This window comes from Evansella sp. AB-P1 (assembly GCF_029688925.1).
Lineage (GTDB): Bacteria > Bacillota > Bacilli > Bacillales > Salisediminibacteriaceae > Evansella.
Genome location: NZ_JARUKY010000003.1, coordinates 224908 through 240572 on the forward strand (window position 1 = coordinate 224908; position 15665 = coordinate 240572).

The 15665-nt window shown below is 34.3% G+C and carries 14 protein-coding genes; 5 read left to right on the plus strand and 9 right to left on the minus strand.

What is annotated here, in order from left to right; translation table 11 throughout:
• Window positions 1-50 precede the first annotated feature (50 nt).
• Complete coding sequence (locus QA612_RS04545; RefSeq protein ID WP_278282577.1) at window positions 51-1403, minus strand: ABC transporter substrate-binding protein; 1353 nt, start codon at window positions 1401-1403, stop codon at window positions 51-53.
• A 694-nt stretch (window positions 1404-2097) separates the two neighbouring features.
• On the opposite strand from QA612_RS04545, the gene QA612_RS04550 reads away from it, so the two are divergent.
• Complete coding sequence (locus tag QA612_RS04550) at window positions 2098-3135, plus strand: hypothetical protein (protein ID WP_278282578.1); 1038 nt, start codon at window positions 2098-2100, stop codon at window positions 3133-3135.
• Window positions 3136-3300: 165 nt separating this feature from the next.
• Here the strand turns inward: QA612_RS04550 and QA612_RS04555 are convergent, their stop codons facing one another.
• The 4 genes from QA612_RS04555 to QA612_RS04570 form a co-directional block, all read right to left on the minus strand.
• Complete coding sequence (locus QA612_RS04555) at window positions 3301-3972, minus strand: LrgB family protein (RefSeq protein WP_278282579.1); 672 nt, start codon at window positions 3970-3972, stop codon at window positions 3301-3303.
• Entirely contained in the window at window positions 3947-4342 is a 396-nt protein-coding gene (locus QA612_RS04560; protein ID WP_278282580.1) for a CidA/LrgA family protein, read from the minus strand. The genes QA612_RS04555 and QA612_RS04560 overlap by 26 nt, the downstream gene beginning before the upstream one ends.
• A gap of 865 nt (window positions 4343-5207) precedes the next feature.
• Entirely contained in the window at window positions 5208-5453 is a 246-nt protein-coding gene (locus QA612_RS04565; protein ID WP_278282581.1) for a hypothetical protein, read from the minus strand.
• Between the two features lie 97 nt (window positions 5454-5550).
• A complete protein-coding gene (locus tag QA612_RS04570) occupies window positions 5551-6591 on the minus strand; it encodes a M42 family metallopeptidase (protein WP_278282582.1) in 1041 nt (346 codons plus the stop codon).
• Window positions 6592-7330: 739 nt separating this feature from the next.
• On the opposite strand from QA612_RS04570, the gene QA612_RS04575 reads away from it, so the two are divergent.
• The 4 genes from QA612_RS04575 (at window position 7331) to QA612_RS04590 (ending at window position 10527) form a co-directional block, all read left to right on the plus strand.
• The gene (locus QA612_RS04575) at window positions 7331-7699 is read left to right on the plus strand and encodes a hypothetical protein (RefSeq protein ID WP_278282583.1); all 369 of its coding nucleotides are present in this window, start codon (window positions 7331-7333) and stop codon (window positions 7697-7699) included.
• A gap of 219 nt (window positions 7700-7918) precedes the next feature.
• A complete protein-coding gene (locus QA612_RS04580) occupies window positions 7919-8260 on the plus strand; it encodes a PadR family transcriptional regulator (RefSeq protein ID WP_278282584.1) in 342 nt (113 codons plus the stop codon).
• Window positions 8247-8891, plus strand: a complete 645-nt coding sequence (locus QA612_RS04585; protein WP_278282585.1) for a hypothetical protein — start codon at window positions 8247-8249, stop codon at window positions 8889-8891. Before QA612_RS04580 ends, QA612_RS04585 begins: the two co-directional genes overlap by 14 nt.
• A gap of 175 nt (window positions 8892-9066) precedes the next feature.
• The gene (locus QA612_RS04590) at window positions 9067-10527 is read left to right on the plus strand and encodes a DUF4153 domain-containing protein (RefSeq protein ID WP_278282586.1); all 1461 of its coding nucleotides are present in this window, start codon (window positions 9067-9069) and stop codon (window positions 10525-10527) included.
• A gap of 69 nt (window positions 10528-10596) precedes the next feature.
• Here QA612_RS04590 and QA612_RS04595 read toward each other — a convergent pair whose 3' ends face one another.
• The 4 genes from QA612_RS04595 to QA612_RS04610 form a co-directional block, all read right to left on the minus strand.
• Window positions 10597-11046 (minus strand): hypothetical protein, encoded by a 450-nt coding sequence (locus tag QA612_RS04595; RefSeq protein WP_278282587.1) that lies wholly within the window; start codon window positions 11044-11046, stop codon window positions 10597-10599.
• Between the two features lie 207 nt (window positions 11047-11253).
• Window positions 11254-11733: a redoxin domain-containing protein gene (locus tag QA612_RS04600; RefSeq protein WP_278282588.1), complete on the minus strand. Its 480-nt coding sequence runs from the start codon at window positions 11731-11733 to the stop codon at window positions 11254-11256.
• 94 nt (window positions 11734-11827) lie between these two features.
• Entirely contained in the window at window positions 11828-12634 is an 807-nt protein-coding gene (locus tag QA612_RS04605; RefSeq protein ID WP_278282589.1) for a ZIP family metal transporter, read from the minus strand.
• 316 nt (window positions 12635-12950) lie between these two features.
• Entirely contained in the window at window positions 12951-14768 is a 1818-nt protein-coding gene (locus QA612_RS04610) for a diguanylate cyclase (protein ID WP_278282590.1), read from the minus strand.
• Between the last annotated feature and the right edge of the window lie 897 nt (window positions 14769-15665).

Here is a 15665-nt window from a genome sequence, read left to right on the forward strand (position 1 = left end):
TGTAGAGTCGGCTTTCTTTTATATGTTTAAAACTTAAGGGGTTTTAAAACTTATCTGTCGATAATATCTTGAACACCATCACGGTAATCTTCAAGTGCATCTTCTGGAGATTTTACTCCGTAAAGAATTTCATAGATAACATCTTCAAAGAATCTATCCATTTCTTGACCTGTTGCAGGTGGTGGTGGTGGTGCATCACCAGCATGCTGACCAATTAACTCAATGTAGTCAAACTGTTGTTGTACAGTTTTTTCAGCATCAGCGTATAAGTGTTCACGAATTTCAGAAGAAATTGGTACACCTAAGTCACCTTGCATAATTTCATGAGCTTCAGGACTATTTGTCATGAAGTTTAAGAACTTCGCAACTTCGTCAGGGTGTTCAGTGTTAGCGTTCATCGCAATGAACATTGATGCACGGATATATTGACCAGATTCACCATTCTCACCTGAAGGTAAGATAGTTAATTCAAGATCACGGTTTGCAGCAGCAGATACCGCTACGATTTGGTTACTGTGAATTACTTGCATCGGAACTTCTTCATGAACAATTAGATAGTTTTCAATATTACCAGTAGCTTGCATTACGTCTGCAGGAGGAGCTACTCCTTCTTCAACTAAGTCTAACCAGAAGTTAACATAGTCTAAGAATAAGTCATCATCTTCCCATCCAAGTGAGCTAGCATCGTCATTGTATAACCATTGTCCTTGTTGTCTTAAGTTAATACCGAATTCACGATCATGTGCAGCGTCCATTCGTACAGCGTAAGGTAAGTCTAAAGCTTCTTGTACTGCACGTCCCATTTCAACATACTCTGACCAAGTGTAACCTGGTTCTGGATAATCAACACCAGCTTCATCAAACATCGCTGGGTCATAAACTAGAGCAAACGCGTTCCCTCCAGCGTTTAAAGCTACTAACTCATCACCAATGTAACCAGGGTTTAATGCAGATTGATCAACGTGATCTGTGTTAATCGCACCAGAATCGATGAACGGTTGTAAGTCAGCTAGTAATCCTGCTTGACTGTATTGTGGTAACCAACGGTCAACAATGTGGAATACGTCTGGCGCATTTCCAGCAGCTGATTGAGTAGCAAGTCTCTCAGAGAAATCATCAAAACTTAAGAACTCATAGTTGATTGTAATATTTGGATTTTCGTCTTCAAAAAGATCAATTAATTCTAGAATTCTATCATGGCGAGTTTGGCTTCCCCACCACATGTAACGAAGCTCAACGTCTTCTAACTCTGCATCGTCATTATTGTTATTATTGTCGTTATTTTCATTATTATTATTATCATTGTTGTTAGCACCAGAAGCATCTTCATTATTTGAACAACCAACAACAGCTAACGCGAGTAATAAAACTAATATTACTGAGAAAATCTTGAATTTTTTCATTGTATTTCCCCCTATATTTATTTGTTAGATATTACACTTGCGGCAAACCATTAATTCTTGATTGATTAATTGAAGTCTTCATTATTATTTATCTATGAGTCTATACACCTCACTTCTATAGAGTACACAACGTTGAAAAGGCTTACAAAGTAAATCGAATACTGTAGAACAACGTTGTAAATTTATAATAACACCTTTATAAAGCGCTTACAAGACAAATTTTTAAAAATTGTTACAATAATTTAAAAAATGACACACTTTAGACATATTAAAGCGAAAATATATAAGACTATTACATTAATACCTCTATATATTGTTATTTATTTTTATTTTTTCCTTTATATGTTAATATATTACCGTAAAAATATTACAACTATATTAAAATAGACTATTTTGTGTAACTTTATTGTAATATTCTTAATTTTCAATAACTTCACTTATCTTTAATTAGTCATTTTCAGCTTGACATATCCCCTATGCATAAAGAAGCATTCATCTAAATGAAAATACACTGGTATCTATTAGAAATATCATTACAAACATCTCTGCTACATAGATAGCTTCCTATATACAAACAATGAATAATTTTGAATGGGGTTTACTTTATAAGAGAGAAATAATGGTATACATATGCTAAAATATAATTCGTTCAGTATATCTTTCATGTTTTTAAAAAAACTAGGGGGTTCCTACTATGCTTATAAGCAAGCGTTTCTTCTATATATTATTTATCATTCTTGTAGTACTATCTGCTTGCTCAACATCGAATGAAAAATCAACGAATAATAACAATAATGATGATGGAAGGGGAATTTCATCTGACTCCATACCATTAGAAGAACTAAACTTTCACATTGAACTGATAAAGGATCAAAGACCTTCACTTTCCTTTGAACCGTATCCATCCATGAACAATGTAGCTCTATCCATGCAAGGTGCATTACCAATGCTTACTCCCCTATATAGGGATAGCTTTAGAATGATTTTTGTGGAAAAAATAGCAACCTCAGAAATAACAGAGGCAACTTTTGAAATTGCAAATACTAGTACCACACCAATTACCATTTCTGATGAAAACTTATATTTTGATCTAAGCGACTTCAATGACAGTGAATCAGTAATATCAAGCATAATAGATAGTCCAATTACGATTGATCCGAACGATAGTAAGAAAGTAACCGTATCTACTGAAGCGGAGAGTGTAAATACAATATATTTAAACTATGACAATCTTCATTTACCATTTTTTCTAACTGATTCACCAAGGGAGTTCATATCTGATAGTACTCCATTACGAACTAGTAGTATGCCACAAGCTACAAGAATGGGTGCCATCGTTGGAGATGGGAAGATTAAATATCAAATTACAGAAGTACTTTTAACAAACAATAAAACATTAGGAAGTATACGACTAAACGAGGAAGGCACTATCATTTTATTAAAATTACGAGTTGCTAATACAACAGACGAAACATTAATTATGGATTATTTCTCTCTCTGCTCCTCTGTAATAGAAGAAAATGAAATTACTTGTAAACAGGAGATAGATGTAGCTGAACTGGAATATCTTGAAGTAGATACATTACCAACATCAATTGAACCGAATACTATCGTTGAAGGTTACGTTCCCGCTGCCATATATGATCCAATTCAAGTGTCCATTCTTTCTATTAAAAATAATATATCTGATATTGATGCTTATCACATTGGGACGTTGGCCCCGGCAAATTAATTAAAATTTGCCATCAATTAATTTGGCTAGAACCCCCACGATATCTTCACAAGTTCTTAAACTCAAAGAAAAACAGGGACACAAAGTTATCATGTCCCCGTTTCTTTTCCATCTTCCTTTATCTCAACAAACTTTTTCGCGAAATTCACTGAGGTTCCTAGCACCTCAAAGGAGAGGTACAAAAATGGATGTGAAGATTGCCGCTATTGCCATGGCAGTACCAGACACTGCTCCTTGCAGCTCCCCTTCTCTTGCTATTTCTGCTGTACCAATACCATGAGAAATGGTTCCCACTGCCAAACCTCTTGCAACAGGATTTGTAATATTTGTTTTCGTCAAGAGCCACGGTCCGAGCATGGCACCTAATATACCCGTTATAATTACAAATGCTGCTGTAATAGACATATCTCCATTAATAATGTGACTTATTTCAATTGCTATTGGAACCGTTGCTGATTTTACAGCAAGTGACGAAATAAGTACTTCTGATAATTGAAAAAGACCACCAATTAATATAGAAAGAAAGATTGTTACAATTGATCCTAAAATGAGTCCAGTGCCAGCTGGTACACAATATTGTACGATTAAATGTCGATTTTTATAAATAGGAACTGCCAAAGCAACTGTAGCAGGCCCTAGCAAATAGGTCATGATGTCTTTCGCTTGTTCATATTGTCCGTAGCTTGTCCCCGTCATAACCATGACTAAAATAATTAGAACTGTACTAAGGAAAACTGGTGTTGTAAATGGGGACGGCTTCTTATTTGCAATTTTTCTAGAAAGTAAATATGCAGTTACCGTTCCAATAATACTAAGCAGGGTTACGACTATGCTCATGCTTTTTCTTCTCCTTTTTCTCTACTAAAACCTGTGATACAATCCCCGATACATATATACCTACCATCACACTAACTATAATAACGATAGCCAATGGAATACCGTGGGATAAAAATAAATCTCCATACGCAATCAACCCAACTGAAATAGGAATAAAAAAGAAGCCTAAATGCTTCACTAATATACTTGCTCCCTTTTCAACAAAAGACAATGGTAAAATTTTAGTCATTAACAGTAGAAGTAAAATGAAGATTCCTACTACATTACCAGGTAGTGGAATACCTGTCCAACTGACAATTACATATCCTAACTGATTCACTGCCCACAAAATGGCCAGTTGTATTGCAATAATACTTCCGTTTTTAATCAAAACAATCGCCTCTTTCAAACTATCAATCTTCCATTATAAATCTATGTAATAGTTTACTCCTTCTTAAGCCTTAATGACATTAGAAAAACTTGGGTAGACCTCCTATGCAAGTGGAAATTACACAATGGGGAATGAAAATACTCATCAGGAAGTTCATTCGTTACTGGTGAACGCTTTCCATGGGGCACGGCCTCAACTTCCTGCACTTACTCGGTAAGCGCTAGGGGATTTTCGACTCGAGCTGATCCCACAGGAGTCGCTGTCTTCCACTCATGAAGCGTTCTGTTTTCAGGATAGATTTCCATTCAAGTGAATACTTGTACCATGAATGATATAAATATTCTATCTAAGGTATACTACCTTCCCGCAATTGTGATCTTCCGCCTTTTGTGGGAAGAATATCGGCTTCTTGAGGACCGCATTTACTTTTTTCATTACTTTCCGGGCTTCTAGAACGTTTCTTGAGTACCGCATTTCTGTTTTTCATTGCTTTCCGGGCTTCTAGAACGCTTCTTGGATACCGCATTTGGATTTTTTACTGCTTTCCGGACGTCAAGAACTTTCGTATTTTCAGGATAGACCGCCCATGCAAGTGGAGATTTGCACCATGGAGGATGAAAATAATTTTAATCCAATTGGAATGAGTAGAATCCCACAAGACTCCAGTGGGAAAAGCAACAGGTGAAGATTCCGCACTTCGGCACAGTGTGCGAAGTGTGAAGCTGAGGCGTTGCCCACGGAAAGCGATGTGTGATGAAACGAATGATTAACCTGCCCTTTTTTTGTTAATACTGCTAAGTTCGATAACACTTATTTTCAGGATAGACCTCGATGCAAGTGGAATTTGCACCATGAGGGATGAAAATTATTCTAACTTAGGTATACTACCTTCCCGCATTTCTGATTTCTCACCATTTACGGAACAATGGAGTCTTCTTTCGTCCCGCATTTCTGATTTTCCACCATTTGCGGGAACAATAGAGGCTTCCTTTGTCCCGCATTTCTGATTTTCCACCATTTGCAGGAACAAATAGTGGCTTCCTTTGTCCCGCATTTCTGATTTTCCACCATTTGCTGTAACAATGGAGTCTTCTTTCGTCCCGCATTTCACTTTCTCACTCTTTGTGAGAACTTTCCTATTTTCTGAAAAACGTTTGGATAAGGTAATCCAAACGCCCTTCCTACAAATCATGTGGAGTTATTGTCATTTATGATGACTGCAAATAATGATACAGTAGCTTTGTTGTGTTTTCGATAGAAGAAATATGTGTTCTTTCAAATGCGTGGGAGGAATCGATTCCTGGTCCGATTAATCCATGAACGATATCATTACCTGAACGAATTGCAGCAGATGCATCTGACCCGTAGTAAGGATAAATGTCTAACTTATAATCAACGTCATTTTCTTTAGCGATCTCTACTAATTTTTTACGGAAGCCATAGTGGTATGGTCCGCTTGCATCCTTTACGCAAATCGATACCGTATACTCATCTGTGGTTTGCCCATCTCCCATTGCCCCCATATCAACAGCCAAATACTCTACTGTTTCAGGTGTGATATTTGAGTTCCCGCCGTACCCAATTTCTTCATTGTTAGAAATCAAGAAGTGAGTAGTATATGGAAGTTCTATCTGTTCTGTTACAATTTGTTTGATTAATTCCAGCAAAATCCCTACACTTGCCTTATCATCAAGATGACGAGATTTTATGTAACCATTAGGTAAAATTTGAACTCGCGGATCAAAGGAAACAAAGTCTCCTACTTCAATTCCTAGCTCTCGTACTTCTTTTGCACTATGGACCTTTGCATCGATACGAACCTCCATATTATCTTGATTTCGTTCTGCTTTTCCAGCATCTTTGTAAACATGAACAGAGGTTTGATGCATTAAAATCGTTCCTGTAATCTTCTCACCAGTAGCAGTCTCAATTTCACAGTACTCTCCTTCAATGGAGTTATATCGAAAGCCACCTATGAGATCCAGCTTTAATCGTCCATTGGATTTAATTTCCTTCACCATTGCACCTAATGTATCAACGTGAGCCGTTAACATACGATGTGTTCCTTGATCCTTCCCAGGAATTGTGGCAATGAGACCTCCTTTTCTATTACGTTTCGTTTCTACTTTAAGTTCAGATAAAAAATTTTCAACGAAAGATATAACTTCATATGTATTTCCTGACGGGCTAGGAATTGATACTAAGTCTTTGATTAATTGTACGGTTTCTTTTGCATTTGGATATGTCATTAATAATTCCTCCAAGTTTAATTTTTTCTAGTATGTATAGGATGATATGAATGGAACGTAAACAGAAGTTTTTACAATAGGTTAAACCATATATTCGCTACTGCTTCCGATCAGTCAACACATCTATTATTATACCTTTTTCGTAGATCATCACCAATGATTACACAATAATCATAGATGCTCATATTAAGACTATTGCTATTTCTAGGGTAAATCGTCACCAAAGGGGATGAAAATATTCTAGCTAAGGTTTACTACCTTCCCGAAATTCCATTCTCATACTGTTTGCAGGAAGAATATCGGCTTCATTCATCCCGCATTTGTGATTTCCCATCATTTGCGAGAACAATATCAGCTTCTTTTATACCGCATTTCATTTTTTCTTAGCTTTGGGTCGTCTAGAACGCTTCTATTTTCAGGGTAAGCCGTCATGTAAGTGGAAATTTGCACCGTGGGGGTTTTGTGTACCTGGTCTACTTGTACTCGGTTCATCCCACCATAGTTCAATCTCATTCCCTCTCTCTCATATCCGCCTCTATACCTGTACAATAGATCATCAATTTTTCAGAGAATAGCACTCCTATTGATCTAGTTTCATTCCCACCTTTTATATCATCCTCGCACCATTTGTATACGTATTGTATAGATTTAGTGCGTAATACTTGTTAAATATAAAGGTTAAAATTATACTATATTTATACAGAAGTTAAAAAATAATTATACAAAGGGGATATGTTCTATGCATGACGTTAAATTGTTAGATAAAGAAAAGAAAATCTTATTAATTAAATGGATTGGTATGGTGGAACCGAATGAAATTCTAGAAGCAAATACTAAACTAAAAGAAAGTATAGAGTCATTTTCTTCACCTGGTTTTGATTTATTAGTGGATATGACGAACGTAAAGGTGATGAAGCAAGATACCCGAGATGAACTAGTTAAACACCAACAAATGCTTTTAACACTTGGAATGAATAGAGCAGCAGTTGTAGTGCAAGGTGCACTGGCAAAAATGCAATTGAACAGAACCACCAGAGAATCAAAACATGAAAGGGAGTTCCATTTTGATACATATGAACAGGCATATAAGTATTTAATTGCTAACTAATGGTGTCCATTGCATGTATACATTTTTCATAAGTGAACCGGCTTTTTTTACCCGGTCTAGTTATACCCGATTGAATTTTTACTATGTAGTAATAAAACTAAATTTATTTTAAGCAAAGAGGGGAAATTATCCCCTTTTTTAAATTTGTGGTTGTAATTTATCATATTTTTACTATAATAGATAACAACAAATACCTTTTTATTCTAGGTAGGTGAAAAAATGTTTAACCGTGAGCTTGTTAAGGGAAGCACATCACTTCTATTATTACAATTGTTAGCTGAAAAGGATATGTATGGTTATGAGATTGTGAAGGAAATGGAAAAAAGGAGTGAAAATGTTCTCCAAATAAAAGAAGGAACTCTCTACCCAGCCCTTCATAAACTAGAGAAACAACAGTTTATTGCGTCTTATTGGAATGAACAAGAAAAGGGGCCGGCGAGGAAATACTATCGCATTACAAAGGATGGCACTGAAATTTTACAACAAAAAACAAATGAGTGGAACAAGTTTGTAAAAACGATTGATAAGGTTATGGGGAGAAACGGCTATGATTCTGTCTAAACAAGGGTACTTAGATAAATTAAAAAAAGAATTGAAAAAGACTCCTGATTCAGATGAAATCGTCCATGAAATGGATGTGCATTTATCAGATGTACTAACAGAAATCTATACGATAGAAAATGTATCTGAAAAGGAAGCTATGAAAAAACTGATAGATCGCGTAGGTACCCCAAGAGAAGTAGCTAGTTATTACCATCAAGAGCTACAGATCACCCCAGCAAAAACACAATGGACATTCATAGGAATTAACCTATTCTTTTTTGTAATGGGGGTTACTTTAACTGCCTTTTACCAATTTACTCCATCCCACATCGGTAATCAAATTTGGCTATTTTTAACGAGTATACCTATGATCATTATGCTATTATACATGTTTTTTTGGTTGCTATTAGGATATGAAATTGGTAAAGAATTTGGTTATGCTGGAAAAGGGTTATTATTTAAAACCTTTTATTTTACATTAGTTCCTAATTTACTTTTAATGACATTAGTTGTCTTCCGAATAATACCTTTAGGGTGGTTTGATCCATTATTATCACAACCATTTATTTATGCTTGCATTGCATGTACTATCCTATTATATCCTATAAGCTACAGTGGATACCGGTGGGGAATTCGTCGTTCAATTTAATTTTTTTACTCACATACATAGAAATACTATGTATTGATGCTTTAGAAAACTTTTCCCCTAACACATCACCCACGGTAAAAAAATTAGGTTTAAATCTTTCAAGAGTGTTCCACTATAAAAATTTTTGCTCATATACATAGAATTACGATGTATGTGAAGAAAGGATGATTGAATCATGGTGAAGGGAAGTAAAATTGATAGTTTGTTTTTATTAAGCTGCGTATTACTTGGGCTTCTAGGGAATTTCACTTTCTTTAAGGGACCGATTGGAATTTCCTACAGTATTTTTATTACCGTTTTTTACATCATATTTTTCTTACGTTTTAAAGGACAGTCATTTCAACACAAGCAAATTAGTACGTTTTTATTGTTTTCCATCGTCACATTGACCATTATGTATGCCATTTTTTCTAATTCGGTTTTTAATGGGATAAACTATTTATTAATTCCATTTCTAATACTTTGTCACACTATTTTAACGATGGGGCCAAGAAACATTTATTGGTACAAACCGAGTTTTTTCGATTTTATAAAACAAAAGCTTATTCAAACGATTTCGTGCAACTATTTACATCTTAAGATTATAAAAAGGAAAATGAAACGTAATTTAGGTAACTCTGCATACGTAAATGCAAAAAAGATTGCAATTGGGATTCTAATAGCCTTTCCTGTTGTATTCATTGTCATAAATTTACTCTTATTAGCAGATGCTGAATTTGCAAGCTTAATGTCCTCCATTCCAGAACTTTTAATGAATTTGAACCTTACATTTTTATGGGATGGTGTACTTATCGTGTTATTATCGTCTTTATTTTATTCCTTTCTAATGACTCTAAACAGAAGAACACCACTGAACCAAACTAGTGTAAACCCTATAGTTAGTCACCAAAATTGGGATTCTATTATAGTGGCGACAGTCCTCGTTTCCTTGAACCTAATATATTTATTGTTTACAATAGTCCAGTTTCAATATTTCTTTAGTAGTGGAGAATTAACTACGAATTTTACTTATGCTGAGTATGCACGTAGAGGCTTTTTCGAGTTATTAGCTGTTACACTTATTAACTATGTTACATTAACTGCAACACTTCGTTTTTCCAAAAAGGATGTTAGTATTTTCGTTAAAAGTCAGTTAACCTTAATCATTTTATTTAGTGGTGTTATGCTTGTTTCCGCATTTATAAGGTTGATGATGTATGAACAAGCGTTTGGTTACACGTACTCTAGAATTTTTGCACATGCTTTCATGGTTTATCTACTTATTATTTTTGCCTTTACATTAATAAAGGTTTGGTTACCACGATTGTCCATGGTACGATTTTATCTGTTATTTTCTTTGTTATTTTATATTAGCTTAAATGTCGTTGGTATTGATGACTTTATTATCACAAAAAATATAGAACGGTACGAGACAACAGAGGAAATCGACATATATTATTTAAGTACATTATCCCATAGTGCTGTTCCCCATTTAGTTGAACTGTACAATACTGATCCTAGCATTGATGGGTTAGAAAGTCTGTTGGAGGAAAAACAGGATGAATTAGGGGAACGAGATCCCTGGTATTCATTCAACTTTTCTAGGGAGAGAGCTCGTTCTGCTTTAGAGAACGTGGAATTAAATAAACGTGATTAATTTGTAATGTAGATTGATTGCCACCATACAAGGGCCTTTCGGTGATAGTGAATTTGACTCTAATCGCCCTTATATACCTAATCGGATTAATACATGATCGGTAAAAACATCAAAGCCTTTCATTTTACCTACAGGTATTTTATTTACTTTTTCTACTTGGTCAAGGTCAACATAAATGACCTCATCCATATAAGAAACATAAGGTGCTTTATTAAAAATTCGCTTATTAATACTATTTAAATGTAATGGCTTTACTTTTTTTACATGAAATTTAATAATATTACTTTCTACACCATCCGGCACAAGTGATACAGAGAATGACAGGGGTATCCCCATTTTTTTTACAACACCTGAAATAACAATTAATCCAACATCTAAATCTACAGAGGAGATTAATACATCGTCCTTTGAGATATTTTCTTTTAATACACGCAAAATTTTTTCCTTTGTTATTCGGATCGCCATTCTATTTCCTGTAAACTCCTTCATTCTTTTAGCAAACTCGTTTAAAACCCCCATCTTAACCTCCCCTTATTAATAGTAATGATATAAAACGAATTTATAAATAAACTAGTACATCATTTATATTAATAAGGGGTATTGCTTATTCCTATTTACGATTCATTTACTATATTTGCAGATTATAATAGGGGGAAACGACTCATGAGAACCGTCCCCATAAACCAAAAAGGTCTCCAGAAAACTGGAGACCTCAATATTTTATCATTATTTTGAACCTGCTGTAAGTTCCCTCAGTTTGTTGAATACTTCATAATAATCCTCTCTTTTATTGGCATCAAAGGAAGTATTCAAATACGTAATCAAGCCATCTCTATTTACAATGAAAACAGATCTTATGGCAGTTTCATTTTCCTTATGAAAGACTCCGTATTTTTTCACCGTTTCCTTATGCCAGTCGGATAATAGTGGGTATGGAAGTGTTCCTAAACTGGCAGCAAAAACATTGTGTGAATAAATATGATCTACACTAATTGCCAAAACCTCTGCTTCCAATTGACCAAACTTTTTATAATCCTCTTTCCAAGAGGTAATTTCCTTAATTCAACCTGGTGTAAAATTAAGAGGATAAAAGGCAACTAACACATTCTTTTTACCACGGTAATCTGACAAAGAAATTTTTTCCTTTAAAGTGGACGATAAAGTAAAGTTCGGTGCTACATCCCCTACTTTTAACGTTGTTTCCATCCAGTTCGTAACCTCCCTCTAAATGAACTATTGAAATATATATTATAGTATTCACCTTACTTTCAAAAATACAATCATTAGCCATGCTTATTTTTTATAAGTAATGCAACCAAAGGGAGATAAAAACCCCGATAGAAGTAACAAAACCTACAACTGGGCCACCTTCCTTATATGCTTCTGGCATCATGGTTGATGCAATCATAGCAATAATAGCTCCTCCGGCAAAGCAACTTACAATCGCTTTAACACTGTCGGAAGCTTCTTCTAATAATGTAGCACCAGCTAAAGAGCTTAAAGCAGAGAAGAATACAACTAGAATCCATAAAAAAAGAATCTTCTTCTTAGAATATCCACTTTTCTGTAAGCCTACTGTACTTGAAAGACCTTCAGGGATATTACTAATAAAAATGGAAACAACAAGCGCTAAGCTTACTGAACCTCCACCTATAAGACTCATCCCTATCATAGCAGACTCAGGGAGTGTGTCCATGACAGTCCCTATAAAAATCCCCTTACCTGATTTCGATTCATTCGTTGAACTACTTTTTTTCTTCCCCTTCTTGTCACCATTTACCTTCGTAAGTAAAGTAGTCTGGTCATCAACGTCTCCACCACGATCCGATTGCTTCCGTTGATGACCTCCCCCTTTATGAGATATCCAAAAATCTAAAAGAGTAAATAGAAGTGCTCCCCCAAGGAAACCAATGGCCACTTCCATAAACCCACTGATCTCAAGAGACTCTTCTAGTAACTCATATGTCGTTGCACCAATTAGAGCACCTGTACCTAACGCCATAATAAAGCCAATAACCTTTTTAGGAATTGAAAATTTTAAAACAACTAAAGCCCCCATCAATGTTGCTGAAGCTGCGATTGTCCCCCACAATATGGCATTCCACATTGGAAAAATCCTCCTAATAAGAAAAGCGCAAGGCGTCTCAATTTAACCTAAGAACGCCCACGTCCTGTGGGCAAAGGTTAAATCATCGACGTCCTGTCTCCTAGACACCTTTCGTAGAAAATAAAAATTTATATATTCTTACCTTTTGAAAAATTTTTCCTTCCATTATATTAACGTCTTCAAATTAAGACGGAATATACACAGGGCTTTCTTTTTCCTATAACAAATAGAAAACCGTCAACGGTGAGTAATCACAGCTAACGGTTTTTGATGGAAACAAAACAACATCATATTTTTTAATACATAAATTACGTCGTTACGCACCGAGCTTATTAGGATAATGTTTACGAATCATTTTAATAAATGTCGGCACATATTTCGGATCAAATTGTGTCCCTGCACATCGTTCTAATTCATTAATAGCTTCAGAAAAAGACTTTGTTGGTTGATAAGGTCGTTCCGTTGTCATGGCATCAAAGGAATCTACAATACATAGCATACGCGCTAACTTCGGAATCCCTTCTCCCTTCAAATTATGCGGATAGCCTTTTCCATCATAACGTTCATGATGAAGCTCAACTAAAGGAATTAATTCCTGTAGAGAATTGTTTGTAGCAACAATATCCTTCCCCCATTGAACATGCTTTTTAACCGTATCCCATTCTACTGGGGACAACTTCCCTTTTTTATTAATAATATTTCTAGGAATTTCAATCTTACCAATATCGTGAATTAATGCTCCTAAAATGAGTAGCTTTCTGTCATATCTGCTGAGCTCTAATTCTTGTGAAAACAGGTTCGCATACTGAAAAACACGTTTACTATGCTGATACGTGTATACATCTTTAAATAAGAAAAAACGAAGCTGCTGCTCTAATTGATCAATTTCCTTTTCAAGATCTAATAAACTTACATCAAAATCATTTTTATTAAATAAATGTATGGTATTCTTTCCATCCGTTTTTGCACGATACATAGCCTGATCAGCTTTACTTATGAACTCAGTAGCGTTGTACGTATCTTTTTCATACTCCACAATACCACCTGAGAAGGATAAACAGCCATGAGGAAGAATCTCAACACCTTTAAAGTAAGAATCATTAAATTCTTTTCTAAGTTTGTTTAAATATTGATAAGCTTCATCCTTATTAACATTTGGAAAAATAATGACGAATTCTTCTCCCCCATATCGGGCAACAAAAAACTCTTCCTCATCACATTTTTCCTTTAGTAGTTTTCCAAAAAACGTTAATAATTCATCTCCAGCAATATGCCCAAAATAATCATTGTATTTTTTGAAATCGTCTATATCAATAAAAGCAAGACTCAATGAATCCACTTTTTTATTTTCTAAATAATCATTTAACACTTCCTTGAAATAACTATGATTATATAAGCCAGTTAACTCATCAATATTCACCTTTTTTAGAACTTCTGAATAAAGGTTAAAATACTGTTTAAATAAGATAGACAAAAATATAACTACGGTAGTAAACAAAATTAAACCAAAATTCTGGTGAGATACTAACAAAATACTTAAAATTAACGACAGCACTAACGTTGCAAAATAACCAGATACGGACTCCTTTACCAATCCCTTTAAAATGATAAACAGATTTTCCTCTTTTAATACTAAAAAGTATAGTCCAACTATTGTAATATTTAATGAAAAATAGACTAATAGAGCAATTATATACGAACCCAATCCTTCTACTTGAATATTTCCAACATCACCACCTAAAAATTGAAAGGTATGATAGGCAGCGATTATCATTAATGTATAGGTAGAAAAATTAAATAGATGCTTCCACCAAACGGTCTTTCTCTGGATAATTGTGAAAATAAGACTACTCCAAAATAAAACAGCCAATGCTACCTCTATTCCAAATACAAACATTGTAGCTAAACATATTGCTGAATCCATTGAAAATCCGTTCCCTTTTGGGGGTAAGAGAATGAGAAAATAATTAAGTACCGTTATAGAAATGATAAGGAATAAAACAGTCAACCAGTTAAGCTGATGAATGCTCAATGAATCACCTAAATGTAAAAGAAACAAAATTATTCCAATAAAGTAAATAGTGGTAAGATATAGCTTTGAATTTAATAGGTTTATTCTTGATAGATTCGCCATTTTTATCACACTCTTTTAAATATTTTAGAGGAAGTGTCTAGTTTTTCACTCCCTCTAAAAAGTTATTATACAAGTTTCCACCCTAATGGTACAACAACAGCTCCTACAAGAGCAAAAGTATAAGCAACGCGCTGAAGTTTATAAACTGAATTTTTCATAGTTCTCACCCCCTTTCACGTCCTAATTGCAAGAATTTTAACATTATATAAATATTTTCCAAATATAATGTTTATCATTTGTGAAAAGCCTGATTTAATAAAATCTAGTTTTTTACAAGTTAGTTCTTACAAACGAATCTTAAATCCTATCGTCACCTTATTACTTGATATTATATTATTTTTTTAAAATATAAATGTTTATCAATACAGCCTAAGTAAAATACCTATATCCAAATCGAGAAATAGTACAAACGATACATGTAAACCTTATATACAGTAGGTACTTTCGTCTATATAACTAGTTGATTCTTCTTACTATTTAGTTAGTAATAAGAATAGTAGAAAAACATTCCTCTGTTATTCTATCCATTTCAATAATTAGTAAAAAGACGAAATATTCTTTATAATGAACTTAATTTTACATTCTTTTTCTATTTTATTCAACATATTTTTACAATTATTTGATTTTTCTCACTATTTTTTTCACCTATCAAAATACACTTACTATTCCCCTTCTTTGTGCACTATTTTTTAACATAAAAAAAGTACTAGCCAAAAGGCCAATACTCTTTTTCCATTATCGTTAACACAAAATTTAAAAGTAACTCTTACAAAAATGTTAATTTAAATAAAAATATAATGAGTGCCCAAACAGGAGTACACATTAAGACAGCCCAGCATACACCAGTAAATACTTTATTTTCCTCTATCATAACATCATCTCCCTTGTCTTAGTTAT

Coding starts and splice junctions, on each gene's coding strand:
- QA612_RS04545 (WP_278282577.1), bottom strand. CDS start 1,403: ATGAAAAAATTCAAGATTTTCTCAGTAATATTAGTTTTATTACTCGCG.
- QA612_RS04550 (WP_278282578.1), top strand. CDS start 2,098: ATGCTTATAAGCAAGCGTTTCTTCTATATATTATTTATCATTCTTGTA.
- QA612_RS04555 (WP_278282579.1), bottom strand. CDS start 3,972: ATGAGCATAGTCGTAACCCTGCTTAGTATTATTGGAACGGTAACTGCA.
- QA612_RS04570 (WP_278282582.1), bottom strand. CDS start 6,591: ATGACATATCCAAATGCAAAAGAAACCGTACAATTAATCAAAGACTTA.
- QA612_RS04575 (WP_278282583.1), top strand. CDS start 7,331: ATGCATGACGTTAAATTGTTAGATAAAGAAAAGAAAATCTTATTAATT.
- QA612_RS04580 (WP_278282584.1), top strand. CDS start 7,919: ATGTTTAACCGTGAGCTTGTTAAGGGAAGCACATCACTTCTATTATTA.
- QA612_RS04585 (WP_278282585.1), top strand. CDS start 8,247: ATGATTCTGTCTAAACAAGGGTACTTAGATAAATTAAAAAAAGAATTG.
- QA612_RS04590 (WP_278282586.1), top strand. CDS start 9,067: ATGGTGAAGGGAAGTAAAATTGATAGTTTGTTTTTATTAAGCTGCGTA.
- QA612_RS04595 (WP_278282587.1), bottom strand. CDS start 11,046: ATGGGGGTTTTAAACGAGTTTGCTAAAAGAATGAAGGAGTTTACAGGA.
- QA612_RS04605 (WP_278282589.1), bottom strand. CDS start 12,634: ATGTGGAATGCCATATTGTGGGGGACAATCGCAGCTTCAGCAACATTG.
- QA612_RS04610 (WP_278282590.1), bottom strand. CDS start 14,768: ATGGCGAATCTATCAAGAATAAACCTATTAAATTCAAAGCTATATCTT.